Annotated in this window: 16 protein-coding genes; 6 read left to right on the top strand and 10 right to left on the bottom strand. The window is 68.4% G+C overall.

The genetic code is table 11. The annotated features are described in order from the left end of the window. Positions 1-17: 17 nt before the first annotated feature. Entirely contained in the window at positions 18-1208 is a 1191-nt protein-coding gene (locus tag DNK54_RS13705; protein ID WP_204164604.1) for a thiolase family protein, read from the bottom strand. Between the two features lie 130 nt (positions 1209-1338). Here DNK54_RS13705 and DNK54_RS13710 point away from each other — a divergent pair, with 130 nt between their 5' ends. Genes DNK54_RS13710 through DNK54_RS13725 form a run of 4 tightly spaced genes read left to right on the top strand, consistent with a single transcriptional unit; the run spans position 1339 to position 5222 of the window. Further along, positions 1339-2490 carry an acyl-CoA dehydrogenase family protein gene (locus DNK54_RS13710; protein ID WP_110207572.1) on the top strand — a complete coding sequence of 384 codons (1152 nt, stop codon included), beginning with the start codon at positions 1339-1341 and terminating at the stop codon, positions 2488-2490. Between the two features lie 25 nt (positions 2491-2515). Then, entirely contained in the window at positions 2516-3643 is a 1128-nt protein-coding gene (locus tag DNK54_RS13715; protein WP_110207573.1) for an acyl-CoA dehydrogenase family protein, read from the top strand. Next, positions 3643-4392: an SDR family NAD(P)-dependent oxidoreductase gene (locus tag DNK54_RS13720; protein WP_110207574.1), complete on the top strand. Its 750-nt coding sequence runs from the start codon at positions 3643-3645 to the stop codon at positions 4390-4392. Before DNK54_RS13715 ends, DNK54_RS13720 begins: the two co-directional genes overlap by 1 nt. Positions 4393-4415: 23 nt before the next feature. Continuing rightward, a complete protein-coding gene (locus tag DNK54_RS13725; protein WP_110207575.1) occupies positions 4416-5222 on the top strand; it encodes an amidohydrolase family protein in 807 nt (268 codons plus the stop codon). Between the two features lie 158 nt (positions 5223-5380). Here DNK54_RS13725 and DNK54_RS13730 read toward each other — a convergent pair whose 3' ends face one another. The 6 genes from DNK54_RS13730 to DNK54_RS13755 form a co-directional block, all read right to left on the bottom strand. Further along, the gene (locus DNK54_RS13730; RefSeq protein WP_204164605.1) at positions 5381-6121 is read right to left on the bottom strand and encodes a FadR/GntR family transcriptional regulator; all 741 of its coding nucleotides are present in this window, start codon (positions 6119-6121) and stop codon (positions 5381-5383) included. Positions 6122-6172: 51 nt separating this feature from the next. After that, positions 6173-7105 carry an alpha/beta hydrolase gene (locus DNK54_RS13735; protein ID WP_204164606.1) on the bottom strand — a complete coding sequence of 311 codons (933 nt, stop codon included), beginning with the start codon at positions 7103-7105 and terminating at the stop codon, positions 6173-6175. Next, positions 7098-8294 carry a CaiB/BaiF CoA transferase family protein gene (locus tag DNK54_RS13740; RefSeq protein ID WP_110207576.1) on the bottom strand — a complete coding sequence of 399 codons (1197 nt, stop codon included), beginning with the start codon at positions 8292-8294 and terminating at the stop codon, positions 7098-7100. Before DNK54_RS13740 ends, DNK54_RS13735 begins: the two co-directional genes overlap by 8 nt. Further along, positions 8291-9916 carry a flavin-containing monooxygenase gene (locus DNK54_RS13745; protein WP_110207577.1) on the bottom strand — a complete coding sequence of 542 codons (1626 nt, stop codon included), beginning with the start codon at positions 9914-9916 and terminating at the stop codon, positions 8291-8293. The genes DNK54_RS13740 and DNK54_RS13745 overlap by 4 nt, the downstream gene beginning before the upstream one ends. A gap of 62 nt (positions 9917-9978) precedes the next feature. Further along, positions 9979-10410 carry a hypothetical protein gene (locus DNK54_RS13750; protein ID WP_110207578.1) on the bottom strand — a complete coding sequence of 144 codons (432 nt, stop codon included), beginning with the start codon at positions 10408-10410 and terminating at the stop codon, positions 9979-9981. Between the two features lie 34 nt (positions 10411-10444). Continuing rightward, positions 10445-10837, bottom strand: a complete 393-nt coding sequence (locus DNK54_RS13755; RefSeq protein WP_110207579.1) for a hypothetical protein — start codon at positions 10835-10837, stop codon at positions 10445-10447. A 23-nt stretch (positions 10838-10860) separates the two neighbouring features. Here DNK54_RS13755 and DNK54_RS13760 point away from each other — a divergent pair, with 23 nt between their 5' ends. Next, positions 10861-11514 (top strand): DUF3592 domain-containing protein, encoded by a 654-nt coding sequence (locus DNK54_RS13760; protein ID WP_162602461.1) that lies wholly within the window; start codon positions 10861-10863, stop codon positions 11512-11514. Between the two features lies 1 nt (position 11515). Here DNK54_RS13760 and DNK54_RS13765 read toward each other — a convergent pair whose 3' ends face one another. From DNK54_RS13765 to DNK54_RS13775, 3 genes are all read right to left on the bottom strand, one after another. Further along, positions 11516-12301, bottom strand: coding sequence for an NYN domain-containing protein (locus DNK54_RS13765; RefSeq protein WP_110207581.1), 786 nt, complete (start codon positions 12299-12301; stop codon positions 11516-11518). Positions 12302-12367: 66 nt separating this feature from the next. After that, positions 12368-14728, bottom strand: coding sequence for an MMPL family transporter (locus DNK54_RS13770; RefSeq protein ID WP_110207582.1), 2361 nt, complete (start codon positions 14726-14728; stop codon positions 12368-12370). Positions 14729-14767: 39 nt separating this feature from the next. Then, positions 14768-15355: a TetR/AcrR family transcriptional regulator gene (locus DNK54_RS13775; protein ID WP_162602462.1), complete on the bottom strand. Its 588-nt coding sequence runs from the start codon at positions 15353-15355 to the stop codon at positions 14768-14770. Positions 15356-15462: 107 nt separating this feature from the next. On the opposite strand from DNK54_RS13775, the gene DNK54_RS13780 reads away from it, so the two are divergent. Next, positions 15463-16854 carry an NAD-dependent malic enzyme gene (locus tag DNK54_RS13780; protein WP_110207584.1) on the top strand — a complete coding sequence of 464 codons (1392 nt, stop codon included), beginning with the start codon at positions 15463-15465 and terminating at the stop codon, positions 16852-16854. Positions 16855-16870 lie beyond the last annotated feature (16 nt).

Genomic DNA, 16870 nt, shown 5'->3' on the forward strand with positions numbered 1-16870 from the left:
TCGGTGGGTGGCTCCGGTCAGAGCCGCTCGATGATGGTGGCGTTGGCCATGCCGCCGGCCTCGCACATCAGCTGCAGGCCGAACTGCTGGTCGTTGTCTTCCAGCGCGTGAAGCATGGTGGTCATCAGCCGGGCGCCGGAGGCGCCGAGCGCGTGGCCGAGCGCGATGGCACCGCCGCGCGGGTTGACGGTGGCCGGGTCGACGTCGAACTCGGCCAGCCAGGCCAGGGGAACCGGCGCGAACGCCTCGTTGAGTTCGACGTGACCGATGTCGGAGAGCGCAAGTCCCGAGCGCTCCAGCACCTTGTGGGTCGCCGGGATCGGCCCGGTCAGCATGAGCAGCGGGTCGTCCCCGACGACCGCCATCGAGTGGATCCGAGCTCGTGGCGTGAGGCCGAGCTCGTCGCAGCGCCGACGCGACATGATCAGCAGCGCGCTCGCGGCATCGGTGATCTGGGAGGAGTTGCCGGCGGTGATCGACCAGCCGACCTCGGGGAAGCGCGCGCTGAGCGCGTCATTCTCGAAGACCGGCTTCAAGCCGGCCAGCTTCTCCGCGGTGGTGCCGCGGCGGATCGTCTCATCGACGGCGACCGGGCCAGCGGGGGCCTCGATCGCGATGATCTCGCGGGCGAAGGCGCCGGAGTCAGAAGCGGCCGCGGCCAGGTCGTGAGAACGGGCGGAGTACTCATCGAGCTGTGTGCGGCTCAGTCCCCACTTGGCGGTGACCAGCTCCGCGGCAACACCCTGGGAGACCAGTCCCGGAGCGAACCGCTCGGCGATCCGAGCGCCGTACGGGTCGGCGCCCATGCGCGCGGAGCCCATCACGACGCGACTCATCGACTCCACGCCGCCGGCGACGACGACGTCGTACTCGCCGGAGCGGATCCCCTGGGCGGCGAAGTGGACTGCCTGCTGGCTGGAGCCACACTTGCGGTCGATGGTGGTCGCCGGCACGTGGGATGGGTAGCCCGCACCGAGCCAGGCGAGGCGGCCGGGGGTCGCCGACTGCTCACCGACCTGGGAGACACAGCCGACGATCACGTCGTCGACGGAGCCCGGGTCCACTGCGGGGGAGCGCTCGAGGAGGGTCTGAACCGTCTGCGACAGCAGGTCCACGGGGTGCACTTCGGCGAATGCGCCGCCGGCCTTGCCTCGCCCGCTGGGCGTACGCACGGCGTCGACGATCACGACATCAGTAGCGGTAGTCACCCCTAACCATTATCATGATATGCATCGTGTGTCACGAGGGTGACTCGCGGCTGACTCGGGACGGCGGAGCACTTGACAGACCGCCACCTCCCAAATCTAGGATAATGATTACAACCAAGGAGGTGGATTGATGGTCGACGAGTTCGCCGAGATCCGAGAGCTGGCCGCCCGTGTGGCACGCGACGTCTACGGACCCATCGCGGAGACGATGGACGTCAACCGCACGCCGGTCACGCTGGAGCAGCGCAAGCAGCTCGGTGAGCTCGGATTCCTCGGAATTGCGCACCCGGAGGAGTACGGCGGCTCTGGCGCGCCGCTCGCCCAGGCGCTGGCAGTGGTGGAGGAGTTCGCCAAGGTCTGCCGGCCGGCTGCGTTCCAGATCTTCGAGTCCAACACCGGCCCGGCCCAGGTGATCAACCATCTGGGCACCCCCGAACAGAAGCAGCGCTGGCTGCCGTCGATCATCTCGGGCGAGAAGACGATGGCGGTCGGCATCTCCGAGCCGGACGCCGGCTCGGCTGCCACCGACATGCGCACCACGGCGAAGGTCACCGACGGCACTGTGGTCGTCAACGGCAGCAAGCGGTGGATCTCCAACGGCGGTGAGGCAGACCTCTACGTCGTCTACTCGCGGCTCTCCGACGCCCCCGGCTCCAAGGGCATCGGTGCCGTGGTGGTGGAGAAGGGCACGCCAGGCTTCAGTTTCGGCGCCAGCGAGCGCCTGATGGGCTTCCGTGGCATTCCCTCTGCCGATCTCTACTTCGACGGTGTCGAGGTTCCGGAGGAGAACATCGTCGTGCCCGCCGGCGGCTTCGGGAAGCTCTTCGGGATCTTCTCGATCGAACGGCTCGGCAACACCACCATGAGCCTGGCGATCGGCCAGGAAGCACTGACCCGTACCCTGAAGTACGTCGAGGAGCGCGAGCAGTTCGGCAAGCCGCTCATCGAGTTCCAGAGCATCCAGGTGCTGGTCGCCGACATGGTGCTGGCCGTGGAGGCCGCCCGCTTGCTGCGCGACGAGGCCGCGGCCTCGGTGGGCGCCGATGGGCTGCCGGACCCTCTGAAGGTGTCGCTGGCCAAGTGCACCGCCAACGAGATGGCCAAGCGGGTGACCGACCTGGCCATGCAGATCCACGGTGGCAACGGCTACACGGAGGAGTACGGTCTCGAGCGCCTGCACCGCGACGCCCACGGGTGGGCGATCGCCGGGGGTACGCCCACCATGCAGCGGGTCCGGATTGTCTCCGAGGTGCTCGGCCGGAAGTTCGACCAGCGCCGCTGAGCGCCGGTCAGGAGAGGATGAGGTCATGTTCGACCTGAGCGAGGAACACCGCCAGATCCAGGCCCGCGCGCGCGAGCTCGCCGCGGCCGTGGAGCCCTTCGCCGACGAGGCCGACGAGTATGTCGAGGTGCACCCGAAGACCCGCGAGTTGTTGGCGGCCAGCGGGCTCGCGCGCCACGTCGTCCAGGCGGCGTACGGCGGCGCGTCGGATCAGCTCGACCCGCTGACGATCGCGGTGATCCGGGAGGCGCTCATGTACTCCTCGGCCCACTTGGACTCGATGTTCGGCATGCAGGGCGTCGGCAGCTACTCACTCTCGGTCGGCGGCTCCGAGGAGCTCAAGCAGGAGTGGCTGCCGAAGGTGGCCTCACTCGAGGCGATCGCGGGACTGGCACTCACCGAGCCGGACGTCGGCTCGGATCTGAGGGCCGTCACGACCACGATGACCGCCGAGGGCGACGAGCTGGTGATCAACGGCCGCAAGTCGTTCATCACCAACGGCGGAGCCGCGGCCTTCTACTGCACGCTCGTGCGGGAGGGCGACGGCTGGTCGATGGTGCTCGTCCCCGGCGACACCCCGGGGCTGACCATCGAGCGGGGTGCCGACCTGATCGCGCCGCACATCCTCGGCGAGCTGACCTTCGCCGACGTACGCGTGCCTGCGGGCAACCGACTCGGCGTCCCGGGCAAGGCGTTCTCGCTGATGCTCCAGACGCTGGCCGTCTTCCGCGTCACGGTGGCCGCCTCAGGGGTCGGCCTCGCCCAGGCCGCCCTCGACGAGGCGCGCGACCATGCCTTGGCCCGCGAGCAGTTCGGCAAGCCGCTGATCGAGCTGGGCGCGGTCTCCCAGAAGCTCGCTCAGTCGTGGACCGACGTGGAGGCGGCACGCTCCTTCGTCTACCGCGCGGCCGCGCTCGCCAAGAGCGACCCGCTGGCCAACCTCGACTTCTCCTCGATGGCGAAGGTTCACGCCACCGAGGCTGCGGCGGCCGTGGTCGACCGCTCCATGCAGACCATGGGTCGTTTCGGCCTGGTCCGCGGCTCCAAGATCGAGCGGCTCTACCGCAACGCCCGTCCGCTGCGGGTTTACGAGGGCGCGACCGAGGTGCTTCTCGACTCGCTGGCCCGGCGACTCGCGAAGGGCGCACGCTGATGGACCTGGGACTGAAGGACACCGTCGTTCTGGTCACCGGCGCGAGCCGGGGCCTTGGTGCGGCCATGGCTCTCGCGCTCGCTGCGGAGGGTGCGCAGGTGGTGGCGGCCGCACGCTCGAAGGACGCGCTCGCCGACGTCGCCGCGCAGGGTGAGGGCCGGATCACCGCGGTCGAGACCGACATGCGCGACGAGGCCTCCGTCCAGGCCCTGGTGCCCGAGGTGCTCGCCCGGCACGGTCGCATCGACGGCCTGATCAACAACGCCGGCATCGCGCCGGCCGGCAAGTTCGCCACCCAGGACCCCGCGATCTGGAAGGACGCGATGACGGTCAACGTCATCGCGCCGATGCTGCTGGCGCAGGCGGCCGGCGTACAGATGATCGAGCAGGGTGCAGGGCGGATCGTCAACATCGCCTCGACCACCGGCGTGCGTGGCAAGCCGTTCCTGGTGCCCTACTCCACGTCCAAGGGTGCGGTGGTGCGCTTCACCGAGGCGCTTGCCGCGGAGTGGGCCGCCAAGAACGTCCAGGTCAACTGCATCGCTCCCGGAGCCTTCGTGACCGAAGCACAGAAGGCGGTCACCGAGTCGGCAGAACTGCACGCCAAGCGGATCGCCAAGATCCCCGCCGGCCGGATGGCAGACCCCTCCGAGCTCGTGCCGCTCGCGTGCCTCCTCGTCTCTCCCCGCTCCTCGTTCACCACCGGCGCGATCTTCGTCGTCGACGGCGGCGAGTCCGGCAAGCTCTGACCCGACCAACCTCGGAGGATCTCGTGATCATCGACGCACACACCCACGTCTGGCCGGACCGGATCGCCGAGATCGCGCTCTCCTCCAGCGTGGACAAGCTCGACAACCTTGCGGCGCGCGGAGACGGAACCGTCGGCGGGTTGACGACCGACATGTCTGCCAGCGGGGTCGACCTGAGCTGTTGCCTGGGCATCGCCAACGAGGCTCGGCACGTCGACTCGGTGAACCGGTTCGTCGCCGGTCTCACCTCGGAGGTGCGCTTCGGCTTCGGCACGATCCATGTGGACCTGCCGGTCGAGGAGAACATCGCCAGCCTCAAGCGTCACGGCGTTCGGGGTGTGAAGATCCACCCGCTGTACCAGGGCTTCGCCCTCGACGACCCGCGGCTGTGGGAGATCCTCGAGGCCTTCGGTGACGAGTTCGCGGTGATCACGCATGTCGGCGAGGGCGGCACCCCCGAGGCCAACAAGCTGTCCAGCCCCAAGATGATCCGTGACATCGCCCGGCAGTTCCCCAAGCTCCGGCTGACCGCCTGCCACTTCGGTGGCTACAAGATCCTCGACGACGCCGAGGAGATGCTGGCAGGCGCAGACGTGGTGCTCGAGACCAGCTGGCCCCCGAGCCTCAAGACGCTGCGTCCCGAGCGGGTACGCGACCTCATCCGCAAGCACGGCGCCGAGCGGATCGTCTTCGGCTCGGACTGGCCGATGACCAGCCCTGCCGAGGAGATCGCCGCCATCGAGGCCCTTGGTCTCACCGATACCGAGACCAAGCTCGTCCTCGGCGGTACCCTCGCCCGCATCCTCGGCATCGACTCCCCCTGGTCCTGACCCGGGGCTGTCCGGAGGCCCGGAGGCCGAGCTTGTCGAGACCGGCTGCAGAAGTGCTCGACGGGCCTGGTCGCCGACGTGTTCCGGAGGTCGAGCTTGTCGAGACCGGCTGCAGAAGTGCTCGACCGGCCTGATCGCCGACGTGTTCCGGAGGCGCGCTAGTTGGAGGTGCCCCAGACGATGGGGGCGGCGAGAACGTCGGGGAACTTCTTCTCGGCGTACTTGAGGTACTGCGCGATGTGGTCGTTCATGGCGGACGCCGACTGCGCGGGATCCTTGGCGGCGATGGCCTCGTAGATGTCCAGGTGTGCCTTGTGGACGGCGACCCGGCGTACCTCGGGGTAGTCGATGCCGATTGCCGATCCGTCGAGGATGCCGAGGAGAGCATCGACGAGGTGACCGAACATCGCGTTGCCGGAGCCGTGGGCGATGACGTCGTGGAAGCGCTTGTTCTCCTCCAGGAAGATCTCCTGGTCGCCGAGGTTGTCGTACATCGTGTCGACGCTCGACTTCAGGTCGGCCAACTGTTCCTTGCTCATCCGCTCCGCCGCCAGTTGCGCCATCATCGGCTCCAGACCCGCGCGTGCCTCCGCGATCGTCCGGAAAGGTGCGTTCGAGAACTGCAGCAGGAGAGTCAGGGAGGTGGCGAGGCTGGCGGAGTCAGGCTTCTGCACGACCGGGCCGCCACCGGGCCCAGGCTTCAGCGAGATCACGCCTTGGAGCTCGAGGAACCGGAGGGACTCGCGCAGAGTGCCTCGGCCCACCTCGTACTCCTCCAGCATTACGCGCTCAGGAGGAAGCCGGTCGCCCACCGTGTTGCCGCGTCGGTTGATGTCAGCCACGATCCGCTGGGCCAGGAGCATCGCGGTCTTCTGCGGTCGCATGGGTACAGAACTCATCGCGTCTCCTCGGTCGGTGGGTGGGGCGGCACAAAGATCACTGAATGATAGTCATGGATTCAGTTGCCCGGAGGCATAAGGACGGCTTTGAGCGAGTCGACGCACGTCCTCGACGATCGCGTCTCGGGCCAGGCGAGCGGCTGCGGAAGCGCCCGTGAAGCGCAGGAACCCGTGACTCAGGTCAGGGTGGTCCCGCAGAGTCACCTGCGCACCGCTCTCCCGCAGTCGCTCTGCGTAGGCCACTCCTTCGTCGTGCAGGGGGTCGTGGCCTGCGACGACCAGATGGGTCGCCGGCATACCGCGCAGGTCGGTGGCGGCCAGCGGTGCCAGGTCTGCGCCGGCGCCCGCCCGCTCGGTGGCGGCGACGTAGTGGTCGAAGAACCAGTGCATGTCGGTCGCGCCGATCGGAAACGCGTCCGCGTTGGATACGTACGACGCGGTGTCGCCGGGCAGGCCGAGCACCGGATAGAGCAGCACCTGGAACGTCGGCGGTCGCTTGCTGCCCCGCAGTCGCAACGCCAGGGCCGCAGCCAGGTTGCCGCCGGCGGAGTCCCCGCCGATCGCGAGTGGGGCGGCGTACCGCTCGCTCGCCCATCGCCATGCTGCGGCGAGATCCTCCAACGGAGTGGGGAACGGATGCTCCGGGGCGAGCCGGTAGCCCACGCTCAGCACCTGCACGCCCGCCGCGGAGGCGAGGAAGCGACAGAGCTCGTCGGCGTAGTCGAGTCCGCCGGTCACCCATCCGCCCCCGTGCGCGTAGACGAGCGTCGTGCGCCCGTCGGCCTCGCCGTAGAGCCGCAGAGGCACCGGCGCTCCGCCCTCGGCGCCCGCGATGTCGCGCACGGGCACCTCTGGCCCGGCGGAGCAGAGCCGGTTGCCGGTCACGATCCGCTGTCGCACCTCCACGGGAGGAAGCTCCACCATCGGCACCCCACCCGCGGAGGCGTCGCGCAGGGCTGCCAGTCCAGGGTCGAGCTCAGCCACTGATCACCCCGGCCGTCGCCAGGCGAGCAAGCTCGTCGGTGCTGACGCCGGCGGCGGTGAGGATCTCGGTGGTGTGCTCGCCGACAGCCGGGACGCCGTCGTATCTCGGACCGTCGTAGCCGTTGACGTGCAGGATCGGTCCCGGCACCAGGGCTTCACCCAGGGCACTGTTGGTGAGGCTCGTCAGTGTGCGCTCACGGAAGTGCGGGTCGGCAACGATATCGGAGGAGTCGTTGACCGCGGCGGCCACGACCTCGTATTCGTCGAGGATGTTCAGCACCTCGTCACGCGGGCGCTGCTTCACCCAGTCGATGACGATCGCCTGCAGCGACTCGTTGTTCGCCATCCGGGCGACGTTGGTGGCATAGCGCTCGTCGGCCTTCAGGTCAGGGCGCTCCATCGCGTCGAAGAGGCGCATCGCGATCGCCTGGTTGGAGCCGGCGATCGACAGCCAGCCGCCGTCGGCGGCCTCGTAGATGCCGCGCGGTGACGCGGCGCCGGAGGCGTTGCCGTGGCGCTGCATGATCGTGCCGGAGGCGGTGTAGTTGAGTACGGCGTCACCGAGGATGAACATCAGCGGCTCGTAGAGCGCGACGTCGACCTCGCGTCCGGCTCCGGTGCGGCCGCGCTCGAAGAGCGCCATGGCGACGCCGTAGGCCGCGGAGATGCCGGCGATGGAGTCCGCGAAACCGAAGGGAGGTGCGGTCGGTGGGGTGTGCGGCCAGCCGTTGAGAAAGGCGTAGCCGCTGGCGGTCTCGGCGACGGTGCCGAAGCCAGGACGCTCGCGGTAGGGGCCGGTCTGGCCGAATCCGCTGACCCGCGCCATCACCAGACCGGGGTGGTCGGCGGCCAGTTCGGCGTACGACATCCCCCACTTCTCCATCCGGCCCGGCCGGAAGTTCTCGATCAGCACGTCGGCATCTGCGACCAGGCGCTTGAGCAGGTCGCGGCCCTCCGGGGCGCGCATGTCGATGCCCACCGAGCGCTTGCCGGAGTTGAGCCGTGCGAAGCCGATCGCCGTGCCTTCGTGGGCCGGCTGCCACTGCCGCGCGAAGTCGCCCTGGGCGGGGTCCTCGATCTTGATGACATCGGCACCGAAGTCGCGGAGCATTCGGCCGGCGGTGGGGGCGGCATACATCGATCCCGCTTCGATCACGCGCAGTCCGGCGAGGGGGCCCTGGGAAGTCATCGGTTGGTCTCTCCTCGAGTGAGTGTGAAGCCGGAGTAGCCGTCGGCGGCCACCTTGTCGCAGATCTCCCGGTAGTGACCCACTCCGCCGAGGTAGAGGGCGAAGACGCGGGGCTTCCCGGGCACGTTGGCGCCGAGGTACCAGGAGTTGCCTCTCATGAAGAGCGTCGGCGCGGCGACGTCGTAGACCTCCTGGGTCCACCGATCCTGGGCGTCTTCGTCGGCCTCCGCGCTGAGGATGCCGTGGCGGAACTGGTGGTCGACGAAGTCGGTGATCCACTCCACGTGCTGTTCGATGGAGATCAGCACGTTGGAGATGACCGACGGACTGCCGGCTCCGGCTACCACGTAGAGGTTCGGGAAGCCGTGTGTGCCGATGCCGAGGTAGGTGCGCGGACCGTCCTTCCAGGCCTCCGGCAAGGTGCGTCCGTTGACGCCGCGGATGTCGATGTCGAAGAGCGGGCCGGTCAGTGCGTCGAAGCCGGTTGCCGTGATGAGGATGTCGAGCTCGTGGCGGGCACCGCTCTCCAGCACGACGGCGCTGCCCTCGACGTGGCTGATCGGGTCGTCGTGGACGTCGATGAGCGAGACGTTGTCACGGTTGAACGTGGTGTAGTAGTCGATCTCGAGCACGAGGCGCTTGGAGCCGAACGGGTAGCCCTTGGGGCACAGCTTCTCGGCGGTCTCGGGGTCCTTGACGATCTCGCGGATGCGGTCCTTGACGAAGTCGCCCGCCTTCTCGGCGGCGCTCTCGTCGGTGCGGAAGTCGCGGTAGGCAGCGAGGATGTCCGGACCGCCCTTCTCCCAGTGGCTGTGGAAGTTCTCCTCGAGGGCGCCGGGGTCCACGTCGTGGGCCGATTCGGTGCCGATGTGGCGGTGGGTGCCGCCCGGATGGTGCCGGGCGATCTCCCGGTACTCCTGGAAGCGGCTCTTGAGGTCCGCGACATAGTCCGGATCGAGCGCGTGGTTGCGCGCCGGGATCGCATAGTGCGCAGTGCGCTGGAAGACCGAGACGTGGGCGGCCTGCTTGGCCACCTGGGGGATGGTCTGCACACCGGAGGAGCCGGTGCCGATGACCCCCACGCGCTTGCCGGTGAGCTCGACGCCGTTGCGCGGCCAGTCACCGGTGTGCAGCAGCTGCCCGGCGAACTCCTCGATGCCCTCGATCGCGGGGAACTGCGGCTTGGAGAGCTGGCCGCTGGCCATGATCACGTGCTGGGCGCTGATCCGGTCCCCTCGATCTGTGGTGACCGACCAGCGCGAGGTGTCGGCGTCCCAGTGCATCGCGGACACGCGCGTGTCGAAGGAGATGCCGGAGCGCAAGCCGAGGCGATCGGCGACGAAGTTGATGTAGCGCAGGATCTCCGGCTGCGCCGGGTAGCGCTCGGTCCAGGTCCACTCCTGCACGATCGAGTCGTCGAAGGAGTAGCAGTAGTCGACGCTCTCGATGTCGCAGCGCGCGCCGGGGTAGCGGTTGCGATACCAGACGCCCCCCAGGTCGTCGTCGGCCTCAACCAGGTGGACGGTGTGTCCGAGCGTGCGGAGACGATGCAGGCTGTAGAGACCGGAGAAGCCGGCACCGACGACCAGGACGTCGAGCTCGGACGGTGGGGTGACGCGCACAGGGACCCTCCTCAGAATCAATGCGTATGAATATTAGCATTGGGTGAGGGGGGTCACAAGAGTCAGCCGGTGGCACTCTCCGGGGCGGGACGTTCCCGGCGCCACAGCCACCAGAGCCCGATGAAGGGCAGGAGCAGCGGCACATAGCCGTAGCCGGCGCCGAACTCCGACCAGACCGTCGCGTCCGGAAAGAGACCGTCGTCGAGGACGGTGAGCAGGCCGACGCCGACCACGCCGACCGCCTCGATGAGGATCGCGGTGAGGGCGATCCGGAAGGCGCGCCGCCCCTCCCAGCGCAGTGCCGCCGTCGCGATCAGGTAGACGACCGCGGCGAACGCCGAGAGCAGATAGGCGACAGGGGCCTGGCTGAACTCCGTGGCGATCTGAACGGCGCTGCGGGCACCCGCAGCCACGGCGAAGACCGCATAGACGGCGATCAGCAGCTGCCGTCCGACGGAGCGTTGCGGGCTCGTTGTGCTCACCTTCTCGTTCACTCGCTCACCATGTTGGTTCGTCCGCTCCGATCGCTCACCAGGTCTGCTGGAGCCGGATCACCAGCACAGCTGTGGCGATGGCAGCGACCGCTACGACAGCGAGATGCGGCGGGTCAGCAGGCGGCACCTCGGCATCGGGGTTCTCGGGGTCCGGGCCGGGCTGATGCCGGGTCAACAACAGCACAGGTACGCCGACCGCGGCGACGGCGTACCCGGCGTGGGTCATGCCCTCCTCGGCCTTGTGGCCCTGCAGCAGGGTGATCACGTCCCAGAGCACGTAGCCGAGGACGAGCACCTGCCCGCCCTTCATCGCCCAGCGGACCGGACCCTCCAGGCGAGCCGCCGCGGGCGCGAAGCCGGCGGCCAGGGCGAGCGCGGCCACGACGAGGAGCAGCACGGCGATGATCAGAGCAACAGTCCACGACACGGGGAGAGGCTATCCTCGCGCCCGTGAGAGCGAGTCCCCGCTGGTGGATCCTGGCCGTGCTGCTGGCGGCGGTCCTCGTCAACCTCCCGCTGGCCCACAGCACGTGGACCAACCACCGTCTCGACGTCGACGGGTTGCAGACCAACGCCACCGTGACCGACGTGCGCGCTATCGAGAAGTCGGGTACGACGCGCTACTACGTCACCTGGCACTTCGAGGACGAGCGGGAGCCGGAGTACTCCACGGAGGTGACCCGGGCCGGCTATCAGCAGGCGCAGTCGACCGACGAGCTCACCGTCGAGTACCTCCCGGGCAATCGATCGGCGAACCGGCCCGCGGCGCACACCGGCAGCAGCGCCGTCGCGTGGATCATCACCGGAGTCGCCGACGCGATGATCGCCGTGATGGTGATCCTGATGCTCTGGGTACGCCGCCACCAGCGCTTCGAGATCATGGCGACCGCCGACGTCGTCCGATGCAAGCCGCCCGAGGTGGTGGAGGAGCTCGGCGGAGACATTGTCCTGGTGCGGGGTGAGGTGGTCGAGATCGAGGAGGGCCACCTGGTGCTGACCTGCCTGGGCCGCCGCATCGACGTCGACCTCGGCGACTATGCCAACCCCATCGGCCACCAGCAGTACGCCGAGGTACGCGGCCGGCGCGTGAAGAAGGCCCGCTGACCTAGGGTGCGGCGCCAGCCGTCTTGGCGGTTGACTTCTTCGTGGCCGTCTTCTTGGCCGGTGTGACCTGGCCCTTGAGCCCGACCCGAACACCGCTGCCGGAGCCGGTGGTGACCAAGTAGGGCTGCGCCTGGACCAGGGTGATCAGCTTCGGTGCGCCGTACAGCCGTGGGTCGAAGGAGGAGTCAGCCGAGCGAAGATACTTGCCGACAGCAGCGAGGTGCGACCAGCCGTCGTCGTCGGAGGTCGCGTTGACCGCCCGGCTGAGCAGGCTGTGCAGGCTGGGCAGGGGCGCGCTCGCCTCGTCGCGCTCAGGCCGCGGCTCCTCCTGGGTCGGTACGTCGCGCTGCAACACCTCCAGATAGATGAAGGTGTCGCATGCGGCGACCAGCGACTGCGGTGTCTTCCGCAAACCCAGGCCGTAGACGGTCTTCCCGGACTCGCGCAGCCGGGTGGCCAGCCTGGTGAAGTCGCTATCGCTGGACACCAGGGCGAACGCCTCCAGATTGCCGGAGTAGAGCAGGTCCATGGCGTCGATGATCAGTGCGGAGTCGGTCGCGTTCTTTCCGGTCGTGTAGGCGAACTGCTGCACCGGGACGATCGCGTGTCGGTTGAGCTCTGCCTTCCAGCCGCCCAGCTGCGGTGTTGTCCAATCGCCGTAGGCGCGCTTGACGGTTGCGACGCCGTAGGTCGCCATCTCCTCGAGGAGCGCGCTGACGTGTGCTGGTGAGGTGTTGTCAGCGTCGATGAGGACAGCGAGGCGTGCAGTGCTTGGCGTCGTGGTCATGCCTCATCATGACCGAGCGTGGCTCTGCCCCGCACGCGGTCCGTGCGGGGCAGAGCCAGGGGTTCGTCAGACGCCAGCCAGCTCGGGCTGGTCGTCGCGGTGCAGCGTCTCCATGTGGGGGCGGTGCAGGTTCTCGCCCTCGATGTCGACGTTCGGGAGCAGCTTGTCGAGCCACGCCGGCAGCCACCAGGCCTTCTCGCCCAACAGGTACATGAGGGCCGGGATGAGGGTCATCCGCACCACGAAGGCATCGAAGACGATCGCCGCAGCGAGGGCGAAGCCCATCATCTTGATGATCGGCTCGTCCTGCAGCATGAAGGCGGCGAAGACGGCGGTCATGATGACGGCGGCCGCAGCCACGACGCGGGCGCTGCCCCGGAAGCCGTCGATCACGGCCTCTCGGTAGTTGGCACCGTGCACGTGCGCCTCGCGGATCCGGGTCACCAGGAAGACCTGGTAGTCCATCGCCAGGCCGAAGACCACACCGATGAGGAAGAGCGGCATGAAGCTGACGATCGGCTGGCCGTCGAAGAGGCCGAACGCCTCCTCCTGGAAGATCGCCACCGTCGCGCCGAGGGTCGCCAGCACCGAGAGCAGGAAGCCCACGGTGGCAGTCAGCGGCACCAGCACCGAGCGGAAGACGATCATCAGCAAGATGAACGCGAGTCCGATGACGACCGCCAGATAGATCGGCAACGCGTCGGCGAGCCGCTCGGAGACGTCCACGGTGATGGCGGTCATGCCGGTGATGCCGGTGTCGGTTCCGGTCGCCTTCTCGATGTCGGACTGGCCGGCACGCAGGTCGGCGAGCAGGTTCTCGGTGGCCGTCGCGTTGGGCGAGGAGGAAGGCACGATGACGATCTGCGCACCGCTCTGGTCGTCGTTGACCGCGCCGATGCTCACCATGTCGATGCCGTCGTGGTCCTTCACCCAGTCGACGATGTCGCCGTACGCCGCCATCCGGTCACCCTCGGGCAGCTGGCTGCCGTCGGCCACCAGGGCCAGTGGGCCTTCGCGCCCTTCGCTGAACTCGGCGGCCAGCAGGTCCGACGCCTTGCGCTGCGTGGTGTCCGGGGACGAGGTCGCGTCGCTCGGGAAAGCGAGATGCATGTTCTTCATCGGGATCGCCAGCGCGCCGAGGACGACCACCACCAACAGCACCACTGCGGTCGGCTTCTTGCCGACGAGGCGCGCCCAGCGCACACCGTTGTTGAGGATCTTGCCGCCCTCGTCGCGAGTCGGGTTGTACTTGCGCACCCGGCCGCCGAACGACTTGCTCTTCAGCATGCCGAGTACGGCGGGCAGCAGCGTCAGCGCGACCATCACGGCCAAGAAGACGGTGCCGGCTGCCGCCAGGCCCATCGAGGTGAGGAACGGGATCTGGACCACGGCGAGCGCCGACAGGGCGATCAGCACGGTCAGGCCGGCGAAGACCACGGCAGAGCCTGCGGTGCCGACCGCGACTCCGACTGCCTCGGAGCGGTCGTCCGTGTGCTCGAGCTCGTTGCGGTAGCGCGCCAGGATGAAGAGGGCGTAGTCGATGCCCACGGCAAGGCCGAGCATGGTCGCCAGCATCGGGGTCGAGGTGCCGATGTCGGTGAAGGCGGTCATCGCCTCGATGCCGATCATGCCGAGGCCCACGCCGATGACGGCTGTGATGATGGGCAGGCCGGCGGCGACCAGGGAGCCGAAGGTGAGTACGAGCACGAGCAGGGCCAGCCCGATGCCGATCAGCTCGGAGGTGCCGCCCGGTGCCTCCATCGAGCTCATGCCCGAACCGTTCGCCTCCACGGTGAGCCCGGCGTCGCGGGCCTTCTCCATGGCGTCCTTGACCGCGTCCTGGCTGGCAGGCTTGACGTCCATGACGGTGTCGACGTCGTAGCTGAACGTGATGACGCCGGTCCGGCCGTCCTCGGTCAGCGAGAGCAGCGGCTTCATGTCACGCAGCTCGCTGATGACCTCGGCCTTGGCCTCGTCAGGGGTCTTCCCCTCTTCCACCTTGGCCTCGATCATCGCGGTGACCTGCTGCTCGCCCGCGGTGACCGGGTTGGCGGGCACTGGAGCGGGCGCACCGCTCTCCAGGGTGTCGCCGTCGGCGTACATCTGCGGCCCGTCCTTGAGGTCCGCGACGAGGTCGTCGACCGCCGCCATGTACTCGGGCTCGGCGAGGGTGTGGCCCTTCGGTGCCTGGACGACCATGTTGACGCTGGCCTCGTCGAAGGCGCTGCCGGAGCCGGGGAAGAGCTCGGACTGCAGGTCGGCGGCCTTCTCCGAGGGGATGCCGGGGATCGACATCGCGTCGGACTTCGGCTGGTGGATCGCGGTGGCCAGGCCGGCGAGGCCGACGATCACGACCAGCCAGCCGGCGAGGAACAGCGGCCAGCGCCGGTAGGCGGTCTTGCCGAGTCGGTAGAGCAGAGTTGCCATGGTGGTGGCTTCCTGTGTGTGGGGGTGTGGGGAAGGGGATCAGCGGAACAGGCTGCGAGCGGCCTGCTGGGCTTCGTCGTAGTGTTCGATGAAGGAGCGGTCGTCGGTGCCGGCGATGAAGCGGTCCAGCGCGACGTCGCAGAGCATCACCAAGACGCCGAGCGCGACCTTGGCGCGAACCTCGTCGTACCGGTCGGCCTCGCGTTCTCGGATGATTGCCAGGGCGCGCGCTGCCAGTGCTTCGAAACGGTCGTGACAGGCGGCGAAGATCCGAGGGTTGCGGATGACCTGGCGCATGGTCGCCAGCTGCTGGCGCTCCTGCGGCATCTGCGCGAAGTGGTCGTGAGCGACGTAGCCGAGGTCTTCGAAGAGCGAGCCGGTCGGCCCGCCCGCCCGGAACTCGGCGGTCTGCTCCTCGCCCAGCTCCGGCTCCGGTCCGAGGACGGCGTCGAGCTTGGAGTCGAAGTAGTTGAACAGCGTGCGCCGGGAGACACCGGCTGCCTCCGCAAGCTCTTCCATCGTGAACCCGTCGAAGCCATGCTCGGCAGTCAGGGCCTGGGCACACATCGAGATGCGGCGGGCGGCCTGCTCGCGCCGGCTGGCGCCGGAAGTTGCACTTTGGGTCACGGAGTGCAGTATTGCACTTCGATCCAAAGCAGTGCAAAAGATCTGGGCGTGACCTTCGCCGCACTTCCTACTTTGTGGTAGCCCCGAGGTGGGGCGAGCATGGGGTCATGTCCGCCACCGCGTCGTCGTACTCGATCACCATGCGCCTGCACACCAGCCCCGACCACGGGGTGGTCGGAGAGGTCGCCACCACGCTGGCCAAGGCGGGCGGGGTGGTCACGGCGATCGATGTCGCGGAGTCGAGCCACGACCGGCTGGTCGTCGACGTCACCTGCTCTGCGGTGGACGAGACGCACTCCAAAGCGTTGGTGCAGGTGGTCGACGGGCTCGCGGGCGTCGAGGTGCACAAGGTCTCCGACCGTACCTTCCTGATCCACCTGGGCGGCAAGATCGAGGTCACCTCGAAGGTGCCGCTCAAGACTCGCGACGACCTCTCCCTCGCCTACACGCCCGGTGTCGGCCGAGTCTCGTCGGCGATCGCCGCCCATCCCGAGGACGCGCGGCGGTTGACGGTGAAGGGGAACAGCGTCGCGGTGGTCACCGACGGCTCGGCGGTGCTCGGACTCGGCAACCTCGGGCCGGAAGCGGCGCTCCCGGTCATGGAGGGCAAGGCGGCCCTGTTCAAGAGGTTCGCCAACATCGACGCCTGGCCGATCTGCCTCGCCAGCCAGGACGTGGATGAGATCGTGCGCGCGGTCGAGATGATCGCGCCCGGCTTCGGGGGCATCAACCTCGAGGACATCGCCGCCCCCCGGTGCTTCGAGATCGAGGCGCGGCTGCGTGAGAGCCTCGACATCCCGGTCTTCCACGACGACCAGCACGGTACGGCGATCGTCGTCTTCGCGGCCCTGACCAACGCCCTGCGCGTGGTCGGCAAGTCGCTTCCGGAGTGCCGCATCGTGGTGGCCGGTGCTGGGGCTGCCGGGTCCGCGATCACCTCCCTGCTGATGGCGGGCGGCGCGGTCGATGTGACGGTCTGGGACCGTGAGGGCCTGTTGAGTCGCGACATGACGGGCCTGTCGCGCGCCAAGACGGAACTCGCGGCGCGGACCAACCCGAACCTGCGCACGGGCAGCCTGACCGACGGCTTGACCGGTGCCGATGTGTTCATCGGCGTATCAGGCCCCGGGGTGCTCAAGGTTGAGATGATCGATCAGATGGCGGAGGGGGCGATCGTGTTCGCGCTGGCCAACCCCGACCCGGAGATCGACCCAGCCGCGGCCGCCAAGCACGCGACCGTGGTCGCCTCGGGGCGTTCGGACTACCCGAACCAGATCAACAACGTGCTGGCCTTCCCCGGGGTGTTCCGCGGGCTGCTCGACGCGCGCGCCTCCCATGTCACCGATGAGATGCTCCTGAGCGCGGCCCGCGCGATCGCGCATGTCGTGACCGACGATGAGCTGCATCCGGCCTTCATCATCCCCAGCGTCTTCCACCCCGATGTGGCCAAGCGGGTAGCAGCCGCGATCCGGGAGAGTGCGCAGGCGGGCCTCGAGTAGCCGAACGCGTCAGCGG

Origin of the sequence: Nocardioides daejeonensis (assembly GCF_003194585.1) — a bacterium.
GTDB lineage: Bacteria > Actinomycetota > Actinomycetes > Propionibacteriales > Nocardioidaceae > Nocardioides > Nocardioides daejeonensis.

What these genes read in the sequence shown, in the direction of transcription:
- DNK54_RS13770 (WP_110207582.1), bottom strand. Translation starts at nt 14,728, where the DNA reads ATGGCAACTCTGCTCTACCGACTCGGCAAGACCGCCTACCGGCGCTGG.
- DNK54_RS13710 (WP_110207572.1), top strand. Translation starts at nt 1,339, where the DNA reads ATGGTCGACGAGTTCGCCGAGATCCGAGAGCTGGCCGCCCGTGTGGCA.
- DNK54_RS13720 (WP_110207574.1), top strand. Translation starts at nt 3,643, where the DNA reads ATGGACCTGGGACTGAAGGACACCGTCGTTCTGGTCACCGGCGCGAGC.
- DNK54_RS13740 (WP_110207576.1), bottom strand. Translation starts at nt 8,294, where the DNA reads ATGACTTCCCAGGGCCCCCTCGCCGGACTGCGCGTGATCGAAGCGGGA.
- DNK54_RS13715 (WP_110207573.1), top strand. Translation starts at nt 2,516, where the DNA reads ATGTTCGACCTGAGCGAGGAACACCGCCAGATCCAGGCCCGCGCGCGC.
- DNK54_RS13780 (WP_110207584.1), top strand. Translation starts at nt 15,463, where the DNA reads ATGTCCGCCACCGCGTCGTCGTACTCGATCACCATGCGCCTGCACACC.
- DNK54_RS13730 (WP_204164605.1), bottom strand. Translation starts at nt 6,121, where the DNA reads ATGAGTTCTGTACCCATGCGACCGCAGAAGACCGCGATGCTCCTGGCC.
- DNK54_RS13765 (WP_110207581.1), bottom strand. Translation starts at nt 12,301, where the DNA reads ATGACCACGACGCCAAGCACTGCACGCCTCGCTGTCCTCATCGACGCT.